General features: G+C 36.0%; 15 protein-coding genes. All 15 read right to left on the minus strand.

The window, feature by feature from the left end:
* Nucleotides 1-350: 350 nt before the first annotated feature.
* On the minus strand, nt 351-995 hold the full coding sequence (locus B4Q04_RS20955; RefSeq protein WP_088697980.1) for a hypothetical protein: 645 nt from the start codon (nt 993-995) through the stop codon (nt 351-353).
* 2 nt (nt 996-997) lie between these two features.
* Nucleotides 998-1,504 (minus strand): hypothetical protein, encoded by a 507-nt coding sequence (locus B4Q04_RS20960; RefSeq protein WP_088697981.1) that lies wholly within the window; start codon nt 1,502-1,504, stop codon nt 998-1,000.
* Between the two features lie 327 nt (nt 1,505-1,831).
* Entirely contained in the window at nt 1,832-4,459 is a 2,628-nt protein-coding gene (locus tag B4Q04_RS20965; protein WP_088697982.1) for a carboxypeptidase-like regulatory domain-containing protein, read from the minus strand.
* The gene (locus tag B4Q04_RS20970) at nt 4,460-5,245 is read right to left on the minus strand and encodes a GLPGLI family protein (RefSeq protein ID WP_013994636.1); all 786 of its coding nucleotides are present in this window, start codon (nt 5,243-5,245) and stop codon (nt 4,460-4,462) included.
* A 44-nt stretch (nt 5,246-5,289) separates the two neighbouring features.
* A complete protein-coding gene (locus B4Q04_RS20975; RefSeq protein ID WP_088697983.1) occupies nt 5,290-5,598 on the minus strand; it encodes a hypothetical protein in 309 nt (102 codons plus the stop codon).
* 266 nt (nt 5,599-5,864) lie between these two features.
* A complete protein-coding gene (locus B4Q04_RS20980; RefSeq protein ID WP_088697984.1) occupies nt 5,865-6,335 on the minus strand; it encodes a hypothetical protein in 471 nt (156 codons plus the stop codon).
* Between the two features lie 93 nt (nt 6,336-6,428).
* Nucleotides 6,429-6,836, minus strand: coding sequence for an SMI1/KNR4 family protein (locus tag B4Q04_RS20985; protein ID WP_013994639.1), 408 nt, complete (start codon nt 6,834-6,836; stop codon nt 6,429-6,431).
* Nucleotides 6,837-7,066: 230 nt separating this feature from the next.
* Nucleotides 7,067-7,834 carry a hypothetical protein gene (locus B4Q04_RS20990; RefSeq protein ID WP_088697985.1) on the minus strand — a complete coding sequence of 256 codons (768 nt, stop codon included), beginning with the start codon at nt 7,832-7,834 and terminating at the stop codon, nt 7,067-7,069.
* Between the two features lie 71 nt (nt 7,835-7,905).
* Nucleotides 7,906-8,685 (minus strand): copper resistance protein NlpE N-terminal domain-containing protein, encoded by a 780-nt coding sequence (locus B4Q04_RS20995; RefSeq protein ID WP_088697986.1) that lies wholly within the window; start codon nt 8,683-8,685, stop codon nt 7,906-7,908.
* A 226-nt stretch (nt 8,686-8,911) separates the two neighbouring features.
* A complete protein-coding gene (locus B4Q04_RS21000) occupies nt 8,912-9,544 on the minus strand; it encodes a hypothetical protein (RefSeq protein WP_088697987.1) in 633 nt (210 codons plus the stop codon).
* 245 nt (nt 9,545-9,789) lie between these two features.
* Nucleotides 9,790-10,773: a hypothetical protein gene (locus B4Q04_RS21005; RefSeq protein ID WP_088697988.1), complete on the minus strand. Its 984-nt coding sequence runs from the start codon at nt 10,771-10,773 to the stop codon at nt 9,790-9,792.
* 92 nt (nt 10,774-10,865) lie between these two features.
* The gene (locus B4Q04_RS21010) at nt 10,866-11,525 is read right to left on the minus strand and encodes a hypothetical protein (RefSeq protein WP_013994645.1); all 660 of its coding nucleotides are present in this window, start codon (nt 11,523-11,525) and stop codon (nt 10,866-10,868) included.
* Between the two features lie 30 nt (nt 11,526-11,555).
* A complete protein-coding gene (locus B4Q04_RS21015) occupies nt 11,556-11,813 on the minus strand; it encodes an immunity 17 family protein (RefSeq protein WP_013994646.1) in 258 nt (85 codons plus the stop codon).
* A 371-nt stretch (nt 11,814-12,184) separates the two neighbouring features.
* On the minus strand, nt 12,185-12,760 hold the full coding sequence (locus B4Q04_RS21020; RefSeq protein ID WP_088697989.1) for a Crp/Fnr family transcriptional regulator: 576 nt from the start codon (nt 12,758-12,760) through the stop codon (nt 12,185-12,187).
* The gene (gene ribB / locus B4Q04_RS21025) at nt 12,761-13,423 is read right to left on the minus strand and encodes a 3,4-dihydroxy-2-butanone-4-phosphate synthase (protein ID WP_088697990.1); all 663 of its coding nucleotides are present in this window, start codon (nt 13,421-13,423) and stop codon (nt 12,761-12,763) included. It abuts the gene before it with no gap.
* Nucleotides 13,424-13,607: the final 184 nt, after the last annotated feature.

Raw genomic sequence — 13,607 nt, forward strand, 5'->3', positions numbered from 1 at the left:
TTCAAAGTTCACTTGTAGGCTACCCAAAAAATATAGGTTGGCCAGTGGTCTAAAAGATAAAACCGCCTTAAAAAGCGGTTATGTGAGTCGTTATTTTAATGATTATGGGGTTGTGCAACGGTTACTTGTGTTATCTTCAATGGCTCCAAAAAAATAGAAGAACTTGAATTTACTTAAAAATAACATTTGTCCTATTTCGATATGATTATATGCTCACTGTTTTTTACAATATCGATTAGATATCATTTCATGGCTTGCGTAGCTTCAGAATCTTCTTTGAAACGAGTAGTGGATAATTATTTAATTTCAGTATTTATTAGCTCTAAAGTTAATCAAGATGATTGACTATTTCAATGCATTTCAATAATACCATATTCCCCCTGTTTACTTAAAACATCGGTCAAATGTCGCTTTACAGTTTGCATAGGTTCTTCATCTACATTAAATTCAGTAGTGAATATGAGAAATAATTTATTATTCTGCTGCACCCATATCCAACTTATGAAATTAAAATAGAGTTCCCGCTCTTCATACTCAATCAAACTCTCAAAACAAGATTTAGCTGTATTTTCATCTTTAAAATACCATTCTTCTATCCTAACATCCCCTGGGTTTTTTTGTTCTTTCTTTGTTAAAAAAGAGGCATTTATTTGTGTTGCTCTTGTAAAATCGTCGTTATCAAACTGTTTTGCCAAACTTTTGGCAAACCTTTTTAATTTAATGTCATTTATCCTCCTATCTAAATATTCTTTATTATTTATTTTCTTAGCTTCTTTATACAATTCGTTTAAGCTTTCATTGATTGTATTAAGTTGTACCGATGGGTTCTTATAAATGCTGTCAAACACAACACCGATTATTTTAATAGGAGGCTCTGAAACACTGTCTTTTTTTTGTTCCAATCGGTTAGTAATTTGTTCTGTATTTTGATTCTTATTTTCCTTACAACTACAGAATATCAAGAGAACTAAAAGAATACTAATAATTTGTTTCATCCTTATACAAGTGTTAATGGAGGCCGAGTAGCACTTTCATACTCAGCGGTTAATAATTGTTTGTTACTTATTTCTGTAAAGCTAGTCAGTCCTGTTAAATTCAAAATTGTATTGTTAAATCGGTCCCACTCGCCAATGCCACAAATTTCTACACACCCAATAGAACCAAAACCGAACATTGGATCCCTCGGCCCTCTATGGATAAAAAATCCATCATAGACCCGCCATGCATCTTCCTGCATCGTAGTGACCCAATCCCATGTTAGATTGTACGTTTGAGCTTCGGCCAAACCTACCATTCTAGGATGGCTAGAATAAGGTTTATGTACTCCAAAGCGTACGGCTTCAAAATCTTCTTGCACTAAGTTATTCGCAGCGTCCCTTCCCTCAACATAAACACGGTATAATGGAACTTTGTATAAAATTCGTGAATTTTGATCATCGGGAAAGCTTGTTATGTGTGCATTTCCTAACGTAAAACTGGAAACAATTATCTTGACTGGTCTCATAATAATAGCATTTGTTGGTATTGATCTAAATTTGAGGTAATTTATTCTTTAAATTTTGTAGGTGATTATATGGATTTTAAAACCTTGACCCTTAAAAATTAATTCAATGGTTATAATTGGCTACAATGCGTTTTTAAAGTAAACGTCATAATCTTCCCTTAATTGGGCATCTTAAAATAATCAAATCCTGCCTAATAAAAGTATAATGAATCGATTACTTATTTACTTATGGGTGTCGCCACGGAGGCTAATAAAGAACTGAGCTAAATTATAGTTATTTTTTACCTCAGTTCGTTGTTGGCAGTAGTATTTTATTCAGTTCGTTTGTCAAAATCTGTATTTTATGTTTAAAAGTATGTAGCTTGGAATTACTCTAAAATTTGTTTCGTTTCGTTGGAATTCAGATATAAAAATATCTTTAAATTCTGTAATGTTGGATAAGTTGTTAGCTGATAATCTATAAGAAAAATGGCTTTTTTCGGGATTGTAATTCAGATTGGCATTTATAAACCAATAGTCATTTTCGTTTATCGAATAATAATTGTTTTCAATTTTAAATAGCCATTGGTCAGATAATTTTAAGGTTGCACCTAAATTACTTTCCAAATACTCATTTGTTGAGATTTGATTGTCAAATTCCCCTTTTGAATAGTTGTACTGAAAGCCAAATTTAAAGTTTACTGGCAGTTTAAAATAAGTTGTTCCTTGTATTCTATAATTGGCATTATAATTTATGACTTCGTTAATATTGTTGTTTATGATTATTGGATTATTTGACCATGACTGTTGAGTACTGACTTTTAATGTGCTAGAAAATGCTTTTAAGTATCTTGTAATGCTTAAATTATAATTAGTCAATTTTCCTCCATCAATGATTTGGTATTCGTTAAAGTTTGTCTGTTCCGTAATCTGGCTGTTTAAACCATAACTTTTGTCCGCAAAGCTATGTAACAGAAAAGAGTTGATTAAAAACTGCTTTTTATAATTGTTAAAGGTGTAGAAAAAACCAAAACTATGATTGTTAATTTGTTGTATGTCGTTCGTTCCTCTATTAAATGTTCTATAATTGGTTAATATAAAATCCTCTGTTAAATATCGAGCTTGTGGCAAATTGTTTTGGTAGCTATAACTTATCCCAAAATTACCAATCTTGGTTTTTTTAGTATGAAACCTGATTTTTGGATTAATAAAAAAGAAATCCTTTTTGGTGTTATTGACATCTAAATAGTTTTGAGAAACACTTAACGAGCTACTAATTTTAAACAGCTTTGAAATATCGTAGTTGTATTTACCTAAAATTGAAATTCTAGTATTTTTATAATCGGTATTGTTTGAAATCGTATCGACTGGTGTTTGGTTATCAAACCTAAAACTGTTCTCAATCCGATCCCTATCAACAGTAGCTGAAAATTCCAATCCATATTCTGACTTTTTTCCTTTTGTAACTATTTCAGAAATCAGACCATAATAGCTTAAAGGCGTGTTGCTGTTTTGGGTTATGGTTAAATCCTCATCATTGTTGAAAATATCGCTGAAAATGTTGGGCTGAATTGTATAATCCTGTTTTGTATTGTTTATACCTAAATAACCATAAGCCAATAAAAGCGTATTGTTAGTGATTTTTTTTGTATTACTTAGATGATTGAAGAAATTATATTTTTTATCATCTTGAAATTGCAAAATATTATCGTTGTTAAAAATTAGGTTTCCTTTTGTTTCAGTTGGGTTGTTTTCAAATGTAAAGTCGTAGGTAAAATAGGTCTCGTTTTCAGAATAGTGTTTAAGCTCTAATTCTGTTACAAACGATAAATCTTTAATATTAACCCTGTTTTGTTCATTAAAAGAAATAACCTCTGGCTCGATAAAATATTCTGTAATGTTATCGTTTTGCTTTTCTATCTCATCATAAGTAAAGTAAGTTAGACTTCTTATTTTGGTTTGTTTTGATAAGTTGGTAACAAAACTCAAAGAGTTTAAAAACGAGTTATTAAAAATATCTTCGTTGTTTGAAAAGTTTGTTGATGACAGATTATCTATATTGACAAAAGTATTATTTGTTTTTTCAATCTTTTTACTGGTGTCAAAACCACTAATATTTAACTTTCCGGTATTTTTAACTTGCGAAATAGCTGTTCTTCCTATACTGTTTACATTTGTCAGGTTGAAAAACTTTATTTTCTTTTTTAGAAGTCCAATGTTAGCTGTTGAATTGTAACGGTTATAAGTTCCGTAGCCTAAATCAAAATTACCAAACCATACATTTTTTTTATCCTCTTTTAATTTTAGATTCAAGGCCACTTTCTCAGATTCTTGAAAGTTTTTCAATACAGGATTATCTTCAAAATTGTTTAACACTTCAACTTCTTCAATATTGTTGGCGTCTAAGTTTTTGGTCAACAATTTATATTTATCGTCAAAAAGGTCATCACCTTCAATTAGCAATTTGTCTATAGCTTTCCCATTCACTTTAATATTTCCATCAGATAACACTTCTATTCCGGGAATATTTTTGAGTAAATCTTCAACTACAGTTTCTGAACCCTCTTTAAAAGCTGAAACTTTATATGTTATTGTATCTTGCTTTACTTTTATTTTTTCCCGAGCCTCCAAAACAACTTCGTTTAATTGTTCTGCTTTTTCTTCTAAAATAAAGTCAAGATTGTATTCGGTTTTGTTTTCAATGCCTATTATTCTTTCTTTCTCTTGAAATCCTAAACTATTTGCAACTATTTTTAATTTATTAGACTCTCTACCTTTCAAGTTAAATTTTGTTTGATACCGACCATTTGTGTTAGAATAGGTATAAGCAATTATTTCGTTTTCTTGATAAACTAGAATTGTCGCATTTTGGACTGGTTCATTTTGAATTGAGTATAAAACACCAGAGACTTTATATTCTTGTGAGATAGAGAAATAGGTATTTATAAAGAAAAATATTAATTGAAGTTTTTTCATTTATTCGTCAAATGCCTCTATAAAAAAGTTTTTCATTGGTATTTCATTTTCAGTTGTATCAACGGCATCATAAGTTTCTGCTATCATTCTACCATTTTGAATATTTTTTTCGTGAAGATTTTTTAATAATTTTTTATACTCATCTAAGGTTATCCAATCAGTACTATCACTTTTGGGATTTGGTTTGGTGATTTTTATTTTGTTATCTAAAGGATACTTTATGGATTTAAAATAGAAATATACTTCTTTATTTGTATCATAAGCTTCAAGGATTAATCCAGGCAAACCTTGTAATTTCCATGGGCCATATGATAAAGGAATTGATTTTGTAAACCAAGCGGTATATTCTCTTCCTCTAAATATACCGATCGCTTTAACACATTCAAAAGTTCCAATTTTCTTTTTCTCTTTTAAGATTTTCCAATCTATTTTTGGTATATTTTCTTTAACATAGCTATACCCTTTGTTCCTTGTTAACATTTGATTGTTTAGTTCTATATAAACCTGATAACCCTCTTTAGAAGTTCTCATTGGTTTAACAAACACATTATCACTGTCTTTTTTTATAACCACGGATTTGTTGACAAAGCCACCTTCTAAAGAATCTTTAGCATACATATAACTTGAATGGTTATTGTTAAAGATTAGGACTGCATTGTAATCTACTCCAATAGGTGCGCCTAACCCCATACTTTGTTTGTGACCGTATTGCACTAAACCCATTTTGTCCTGCGAATAAAGGTTTATACATAGTAGCAAAGTAAATATTATTGTAAGTTTTTTCATTTTGTTTTTTGTTGAAAAAGCGGTTCTATGACTTCATAAAATATTTAACAAGATTCTTGGAATTGTTCGACTAAAGCTTCGATGTGTTCGTAGCATATTTTTCCACTCCAAGAATAACCTCCACCACCTCCGCAGTCAACTTCGATGGTTAAATTTGACACTACACCTTCATCGCAAGTACTTCTTGCTGGTGTTACCACAGTAATAGAGCCATTTTCAATAGGATATACCTTTACCTCCATAGGTAATATAAATTCTGTATTTTCTTCTACAGAAATTGGCTCGACTTTTTCATTTGTTGTAAAAGCAAAGCTTACAAATGAGCATAGTAAAATAAAAAGTACTTTTTTCATAATGTTCGATTTTAAAAGTTTAAAAAATGTTTATCAATAGAACCGCTTTAGGTTAATATTCAGTTTCTTCGTCTGTCGATATTACTGCCAACAACAGAATATGATCATTGATGCTATCCTACTTAATAAGTACTAAGATATTAAATTGTATATATGGAAAGGATTTTTCTTACAAAAAAATGTAAGACAGAAGATTGTTGAGTTTTTAAAAAAGGCAAGGGGAAAGATGGGGGTGACCTTTACCTGGGGTCTTTATGGGGGGCGACTTATATTTTTTCGTCTTGTAACGGTTGTAATACTCTTTCTTTCCATCGAATTGCAATCTTGCCCTTGTCTTCGAATGGTGTATTTCCTCTGCTTAGTTCAATAAAGACATGATCACTGCTTAACCGGTCTACATGGTCAATTCGTTTTTGCTTTTTTAGGATGTCGATGGCCATCGATTTAAAGTTTGAATCTAGGATCGATACCGTTGCCGCCAATTGTGGACTTACCCAAAACCGTTGTTCGTTTAATTTATGGCATAGTTCCTTTTTTAGGTTTGGGAGGTCTTCGCGGTGTAATTTCAAAATAGAGATGCAAAAGATCAGTTGAGGTCTCCAATCGTCTTGCTTGATCAGAAGTTCCAAATCTTTGATGATCGTCTGCCTTTCATGGTCTTGGAATATATGCTCGATCGGGTTTAGACTAATTTCAAGGTTGCAATCTTTGTTCGACCTATCATTTCTTAAAGCCATTAAAGGCAGGTGATGCGGGTGCTCGCCGTCTCAAAAATCCGTGAATATGCCCAATTGATTTTCTTCTGTTGCCATTTACAAGTTCTTGCGTTTTTATTCTTTTTCATTGGTGGCCAATGCTCTCAAAAAATCTATAAAGTCCGAATAGACACCTTCCAATGATTCAAATTCACCAGTATGTTCAATATATCCAAATTGCCAATTATCTTGGGTGTCATATGCATAACAGCATCCGGCAAAATCATCTCCAACGATTAATTTTCCGGCCAATTCTTTCGCTGTTAGGGGATCATAGATTTCTTCGGGTTCCATTAACACATGTATGGCATAGTGGCTTGGGCCAATTCCGCCATAACCTAGCTGATTGTATAAGGTCTTTAAGTTTTTAGGAAGCTCTGAATATTTTGATTCAATCTCTTTGATCCATTCTTGATTTACCTCCTTAAACCAAGAGTCCGGATAAGTGGATTTAATTAAGTCGATCACTTCATTTACTTTCATATGCCTTTTGATGTTTGTTAAGGGCCATACCCATGGTATACCATACACAACGCTAGTATAGCATCATTGATACTATACAACTTATAAGGACTAAGATAGTAAATCACATGTGTTTATGAAGGTGTAGGCTTACGGAAAAAGCAAGATAGATTGCTACGGGTGTTTTAAAAAGGGCAGGGAAGGAGTTGTTTGTTTCCTGTCCTGTTTCTTTGTGGCGGGCCCTTATCATGCTATTCCAATTGCTCGGTATATTTTAGGAAAAGTAAATTGTTCTTGGGGTTTATTATTTTTTCGATTTCAGCTTCAGGACGATGATACAGTTCTGATAAATCGGCGACGAGGCCTCGGTATTCTTTTTCTTGAAGTTTTTCGTTTTTGACAAAGCCGAGCAATGAGGCTCCAATCCCGAATAATTCGTATCCGTATTTGTCGTAAAGTCTTTTGGCCAAAACATAGTTTTCAAAGGGATTTAGGTCACAACTGAAATATCCGTTGGGAAAGGCACAAATGGCTTCATAGGATTTTTCTACAGGAACTATTTTTGCGATTACATATTCATCGATCCACGCATACGGATTGGTATTTGCATCGACCAGGCGTTCCAGCTCTTCGTCATCTAGACTTAAGCCTTTTTGAAGTACGGAAGAATATGCTACTCCTTTTACGAGCTTGTCAAAATTGTTTTTTCTTATAAAGAATTCAGATGGGGTCGATAAGTAGCCGATGTGTTCCCCGTCTTCAAAGGCTACCGGGTCGACCATCGATAAATCGTAGTTTTCCGTTTCATCTAAATTATGGGTCATCGTCGAATGGCCACAAGTGTATTCGGCCTGTCCCAAGTCATCAAGGGTAAGCAACACTGAACTCCCCTTGTTTTGCCCTAAAAGTTGCCTGTAGGTCTCCATTAGTTCTTCAATGCTTGTATAGGCACTAATGAGAAAGCTTTTGCAAATTATGCCATTGCTGCATTGTCCTTCTTTAAGGGGTTCAATTTTCATGGTAGTTTATTTAATACGCTAGAACGTTGAGGTATGGGAAAAGTTGCCGTTGTATATGGAAAACGGGACTTTTATTCCACTAATTTAAGGCTTACCAAGGGCGCCATACGTGCTTTGTTGATCGTCATTGTTCCGTCGCCGACGGCAATGTTGTCGGCCATGTCAAGGGCTTTGTTGAATTCGGCCTCTAGAGGGTCTGGGCAGGCCATCATGGTAGAAATACCTTGGCCGATGGTAATCTTGAACTGATCGGTGATCCTGTAACTTTTAGATAGTACGTTGCAATTCATCTTTGCCTCAAGGCGTCTTTCTTTCGAATGGAAAATAAGGTAGTGCGTTTCCGGAGTACCGTTTACCGGCTTTCCGTTGAGTTCGACTACTTGCCATCGTTGATCCTCAATTTGCGGATTTCCCATTTTCGAAAGTACATAATGTGCCGCTAATGGGCTGGTGATCTCATTTCCGTCCATGTCCAATTGGCGAACACGGTTTTCTTCGACCTTAAAAGTGGCCGGACTGCTATAGTCTTCCATGCCTTCTAATTTGATATGGTTTCCTTGCCATGTGAATTTCCCTTTTAGGGTATCGGACGCGGCAGTGCCCTTCTTTTTCCAGACTCGGGTCAGAACATAGGTAAGGTCGTCTTTGAGGCTTAATTCGGTCGCTATGCCCTCACAATCGGCACAGGGCAGTAGGCCATAGTAATGCCCCTGCCAATCCAATGCGACTTCAGGGGTGTGATGGTCCTCAAAATCCTTGCTTGGGCTTTTCTTGTTTTTTGCCCCACAGGAAGAAAGTACGATAACTACGGTAGCTAGGGCGAGGGCGGAATTTAATGATGACGTTTTCATCTGTATATATAATGGTTTATGTGTTTATAGTGTTAGGGCGCTTAGATAGGGCCATAGGGTAGTGCTAAAATTCAGCTGGCATTTGGTAGTGCCCATTAGTAGATTGATGCTTCAAAGGTAAAGACATTCTTTTAAACGTGTAAAGTTTGGAGGTATATTCATATGAAGGGAGAACTGTGTAATGGATGCCTAGGTTCTACGAAGGTAAACACCGTATTATCGAAGCCTAGGGTTTTCGTCTTTTTGCTTTTTCCCTGGCAATTCTGTCATAGCTGGAATAATACAGATCGCTTACATCGGGGAAGTAATCGGATATTACTAGGTCGATCTCTTTTTGTGGGCAGCTATCGGCCGTTCCGCAGGGTAAACTGTCTTTGTGCAATCTTGTCCTGAATTTGAATTGACGCTTGAGGAAGGTATAGCTGATGTATAGGTCTACATACGAATCGGATACCGGACTCGATTTCTCAACCAAGCCCTTGACTTTAGTTCCATTTTCTAAAAGGGTTTTTAAGCTGATCGGCATTTGGGTTATTTTAATTTTGGAATTGTAGGGGTCCGTAAGGTCGTATTCCACGGGGTAGAACTGGTTTTTGACCGCTTTGCCCTGTCGGAAGTATTTGGGCCATCCGGCGTCGTCGGGGTCACTTGTGTCGTAATGCTTGCCGTCGACATAGAACTCATAGGAAATATATCCGTTTTTAATGGAATAGTTGACGTCGGTTACCCTTCCTATGGTTATTTTTCTGTTGGAATTCAAGGATGCTTCTTTTCTCCAGGTATAAAATGATAGTAGGGCTATAAGCGTGAAGAAAAGCGAAATAATGATGGCCTTTTTGTTCTTTTTTAGTTGCTCCACGAGTAGATCTATTTGTTTTTACCAGGGCTGGGCCAAGGCTTGTGTGGTGTAACTGTTTTTCCTTTTTGAATTACCGAACGAAAGTATACGGATTCCTTTATAAAAAATGCAAACCACAAGGGTAAATATAAAGGATCGGAAAGACTTTTTGGGAATGCCCTAGCCAACGGATTCGATGCTTACGGGCCTACTTGGGATATTCGCTTCTAAGTAAGCTTGTTTTATCATCTTTTAAAACTTTATTTCTAGGGGGTAATCAGCTTAGTGGATATATGGTCTAACATTATCCTTTTTTCGGTGGGCATACAAATTATATTTATGAGCCTGTCTCCCTTTGTGGTTTTGACATAAAGTGTAACCCTCATATTCCCTTCGTTTCTGTAGTTTTTTTTCTTCCATAATACGCTTGTCCTTTCGCGGTATAACGATTCTACAATAGTAAAGGTATCGAACTCTTTTTCTAATTTGACATGGTTTTCCTGTAGATACCTCGGTAGTTTCCCAAGACTTTCTTCGGAAGTGTTCAATAGCCCGAATTCATCCTTTTGAGGGTATTCCAGTTGTAAGTCCTCTAGGTTTTTATTTTTGATCAGGGTATATATTTTTTCACCGTAGGCGATAAAATCTTCAGGGATGGTATTGACAAAATAGGGGGGTCTTTTAGAAATTTCCTGTACGGGATACCTTTTGACTTCTAGTTTATTTTTAGAGACCCAATGGGTGTCGGTCTTGTGCAATTCATAGTGGAAAGGGGTAAAAGTCAAGATCACAGAGTCTTTTAAAAAGCTAAAATCGACACTTTTGGCATACTCTACCCGCTTATGGGTTTTATCAAGTCTGTTAACATACACAAAACGGTTGTGGTATTGCCTATCTCGGCTTAGGCCGTATTTGCTTATGGTATCCTTAAGGTTGTTGTAATTCTCGACTAGTCCTTTTTCATGGTCATCTACATAAAGGATGAATTTTTCTTGGACCTCATTAAGGTTCCCCAATGTTTTTAGGCGATTGGCTTTTTTTAGTTCCTGGGAATCAAATTGCCTTCTAAACTTTTTGAAATCATTGTTTTTGACAGCGGTAAAAATACTATCGATGTAAGTTGAGGGCGTTACAAAGGTTTCTTGTCTAGTCTCGTTTCCGGAGCTGTATAGAACAAGGGAAAGGAAGAGCAGTGTTATATAGGTGTATTTCATAGTTCCATAATTGATGGTGGCGCTCGCGCTGAGCATAGGTTAAAGCTATTCCGTCAGTGTGCTGTTTCGTTTTTTCTGTTCAGATCCATATCCGTATTGCCCTAGGTTTTCCGAGCCTTCGTACTTGTTCATTCGGTTTTTATTTTACTATGGATCAGTCCTTTCCAGAAAAGGGGGATGTTCGGTTCTAAGGTGTTTTTGAAATGAAAATCGAATGCAGCTTTTAAAGTGCCTTCTTCAAATCGTTTTCGGTCAACTGTAATGCTTCCGTTTGTAAGGGGGAAGATATTCTGACCTAAACCCCTGATACTATTAAAATCGACCCAAACCAAGCACGAATCGTTTTGTATTTCTATAATGAGACTGCTATTCGTTGAAACGTTATTTGCCGATTTCCCTTTGACAATTCCGTTTTCGGTTTTATGGAATTCAATAAAATCGGTTCCGGAGTATTCATACATCTTGTTTTGCGATCGTAAAGAGTGAAATACATGGGTGGTATCGATAAGGGCATAGAAGGCTTGCAAGGAATCTTTATAGATTTTTCCGGACGCATCTTTCATTCGGTCGGTTTCTAAGGGGCAATTTCCATCGCAGCTTAATTGTCCATGGGCGTTGCGATAAACATATTCAGGATAACTCCATTTGTCTTTGAAGGAAAAGTCGCCTTTTAAATTTTCTGTCCACTCGATCTTTAGCTTCCGATGGGTGTTCGTATTCTTTAAGGTTGTTTTGCACGAAAGTCCGGTTAGGACCAAAATAAATAAGATTACGAGCTTTATTTTCATAGGTTTAGGGGATAGGTGCGATTTATATAGTTACTCTATGGCCCATAAGAATCCGAATATGCCGGCGATAGCCCCTAGTATAAAAAGCAAGCCTCTACCAAATCTAAAAGCATTATGTCCAAAAGTTTCATAGTTTAATTTTTGGGTACTGTTAGCGGGATTGGTCGCCCAATCTTTGTTCATGAAACTCCCGATTCCGTAAATGAGAAAAACAACGGTGAACAGTAAATACGAGTATTCCGGGTTTTGCTCAAAAAAGATTTTTATCTGACTAAATATTTCGTCCATTTTCTTGGTATGACGCACAAGGTTTGAGCCAAGCGTAGTATGAAGCTACGCCGTTCGAAAACAGTGGCAGGGGAGTTGAAGCACAGGCCGGTTCCCGTTTGCACACGAAGCTAAAGCTTATGGTTTGGTTTTATTTGTTGTTCAAAGCTAAACCCAAAAGATTCAGCGACATTGCAATTATACACAGACCTTATCGGTTTCGGTCTAAAGTCCGTATTAGGCTTGGGTTTTGTTGTTAAACGTGTTTTCCGCCATTCTATTTTAACGGACCTACAAGAATGGGAAGTTGGGTGCAGCTCCACTTGCATAATCAATTCGGCACTAGTTTTTTTACCCATAACTTTATAAAGGGAGGGGAGGAGGCTGCCTTTTCAAATTTTGGACTTTATTCGACTCAAAGTTTCTTGTGAGATGTTAATATAAGAAGCTACAATCTTGTTCGGTAAACGCTTGACAATGTTCGGATTTATTTTAAATAATTGTTTGTATCGCTCTGATGCATCTAGGGTAGTAAATGAAATTAATCTTTTAGCGTTGTTTACATACGCCTTTTCCAAATAGATACTGTAAAAGTCCTTCCATTTGGGAACAAGGGTCATCAGATGTCTAAAGTCTTCGTGGGTGATATATAAAAGCTCACTGTTTTCGATGACTTGAATGCTTTCTTGTGCGGGTTCATTCGTTATAAAACTAACCAGTTCTGTAGCAAATTGATTTTCAAATGCAATGTAACGGGTGACGTCTTTGCCTTCCTCATCTATGTAAAATAGCCTTAGGCAACCTTTTTTCACGAAATAGCTCACCTGACTATGTTTACCGTGTGAAAGTAAAATTTCATTTTTACTTTTTTTGATGCTCTTAAAATAAGATAGCACGGTTTTTAAATCGTCATCTTCTATATGAATGTTCTTTTGTATGAAATTCGCGAGCTCAATATAATTTGTCATTTAGTAGTAATCTCTAACAAATTTACGATAATGAATAATGTCTTGTATGGATACGACCATCAAATCATGTTCGTGGGCAAGCCGTGTAATCGTGTCAATTTTTGCCATGGTCCCGTCGTCGTTCATCAATTCACATAGTACGGCTTCCGGTTTTAGACCGGCTAATTTCATTAGGTCGATGCTGCCTTCGGTATGGCCGTTTCTTTGTAGTACCCCATTGTCATTGGCCCTTAGCGGAAAGATGTGGCCCGGTTTTGCTAAATCGTGGCTTGTGGCATTTTCACGGCAGGCAACTTGAACGGTCTTTAATCTGTCTTTGGCCGAAACCCCTGTAGTTACCCCTTCTTTTGCTTCTATGGAAACGGTGAAAGGGGTTTGGAAGCTACTTGTATTTTCCTTTACCATATAGGGTAACTGAAGTGCGTCAGCTTTATCATTGGTCAGACAAAGACAGACAATGCCACTACCTCTTCTTATCATAAGGGCCATATCGCTAATGGTCATATGGTGAGGGGAAAAAATGAGGTCCCCTTCATTTTCCCTGTCATGATCATCGGTCAGAATAAGTCCCTTTCCATTTTGAAGGTGTTCCAATGCTTTTTCTAAGCGTATTTGACTGTCGTGCGAAGAAGCTGTTAATGGGTGTGGTTCTACAAGTGCCATTTTAAAATTTTATGGTGATTTAAAATGCAAAACTAAAGCGGTAATGAAGGAATTTATTTGACCTAGGTCAAATAATCGGAAACTTTTAAGTTCTTGGCCAGCGTTATTCCGAGGCCTAAATCGTGAAATGTGGTACGGGCTTGTGCAAATGTATTTTTAAGGGGGGTAATGTGTGTGCAAGGGT

The sequence above is a fragment of the Zobellia sp. OII3 genome (assembly GCF_002211465.1).
Classification (GTDB): domain Bacteria; phylum Bacteroidota; class Bacteroidia; order Flavobacteriales; family Flavobacteriaceae; genus Zobellia; species Zobellia galactanivorans.

Coding starts and splice junctions, on each gene's coding strand:
- B4Q04_RS20980 (WP_088697984.1), bottom strand. CDS start 6,335: ATGGCTTTAAGAAATGATAGGTCGAACAAAGATTGCAACCTTGAAATT.
- B4Q04_RS20975 (WP_088697983.1), bottom strand. CDS start 5,598: ATGAAAAAAGTACTTTTTATTTTACTATGCTCATTTGTAAGCTTTGCT.
- B4Q04_RS20960 (WP_088697981.1), bottom strand. CDS start 1,504: ATGAGACCAGTCAAGATAATTGTTTCCAGTTTTACGTTAGGAAATGCA.
- B4Q04_RS21010 (WP_013994645.1), bottom strand. CDS start 11,525: ATGAAAATAAAGCTCGTAATCTTATTTATTTTGGTCCTAACCGGACTT.
- B4Q04_RS20965 (WP_088697982.1), bottom strand. CDS start 4,459: ATGAAAAAACTTCAATTAATATTTTTCTTTATAAATACCTATTTCTCT.
- B4Q04_RS20955 (WP_088697980.1), bottom strand. CDS start 995: ATGAAACAAATTATTAGTATTCTTTTAGTTCTCTTGATATTCTGTAGT.
- B4Q04_RS20970 (WP_013994636.1), bottom strand. CDS start 5,245: ATGAAAAAACTTACAATAATATTTACTTTGCTACTATGTATAAACCTT.
- B4Q04_RS20995 (WP_088697986.1), bottom strand. CDS start 8,685: ATGAAAACGTCATCATTAAATTCCGCCCTCGCCCTAGCTACCGTAGTT.
- B4Q04_RS21005 (WP_088697988.1), bottom strand. CDS start 10,773: ATGCTCAGCGCGAGCGCCACCATCAATTATGGAACTATGAAATACACC.
- B4Q04_RS20985 (WP_013994639.1), bottom strand. CDS start 6,836: ATGAAAGTAAATGAAGTGATCGACTTAATTAAATCCACTTATCCGGAC.
- B4Q04_RS21020 (WP_088697989.1), bottom strand. CDS start 12,760: ATGACAAATTATATTGAGCTCGCGAATTTCATACAAAAGAACATTCAT.
- ribB (WP_088697990.1), bottom strand. CDS start 13,423: ATGGCACTTGTAGAACCACACCCATTAACAGCTTCTTCGCACGACAGT.
- B4Q04_RS21015 (WP_013994646.1), bottom strand. CDS start 11,813: ATGGACGAAATATTTAGTCAGATAAAAATCTTTTTTGAGCAAAACCCG.
- B4Q04_RS20990 (WP_088697985.1), bottom strand. CDS start 7,834: ATGAAAATTGAACCCCTTAAAGAAGGACAATGCAGCAATGGCATAATT.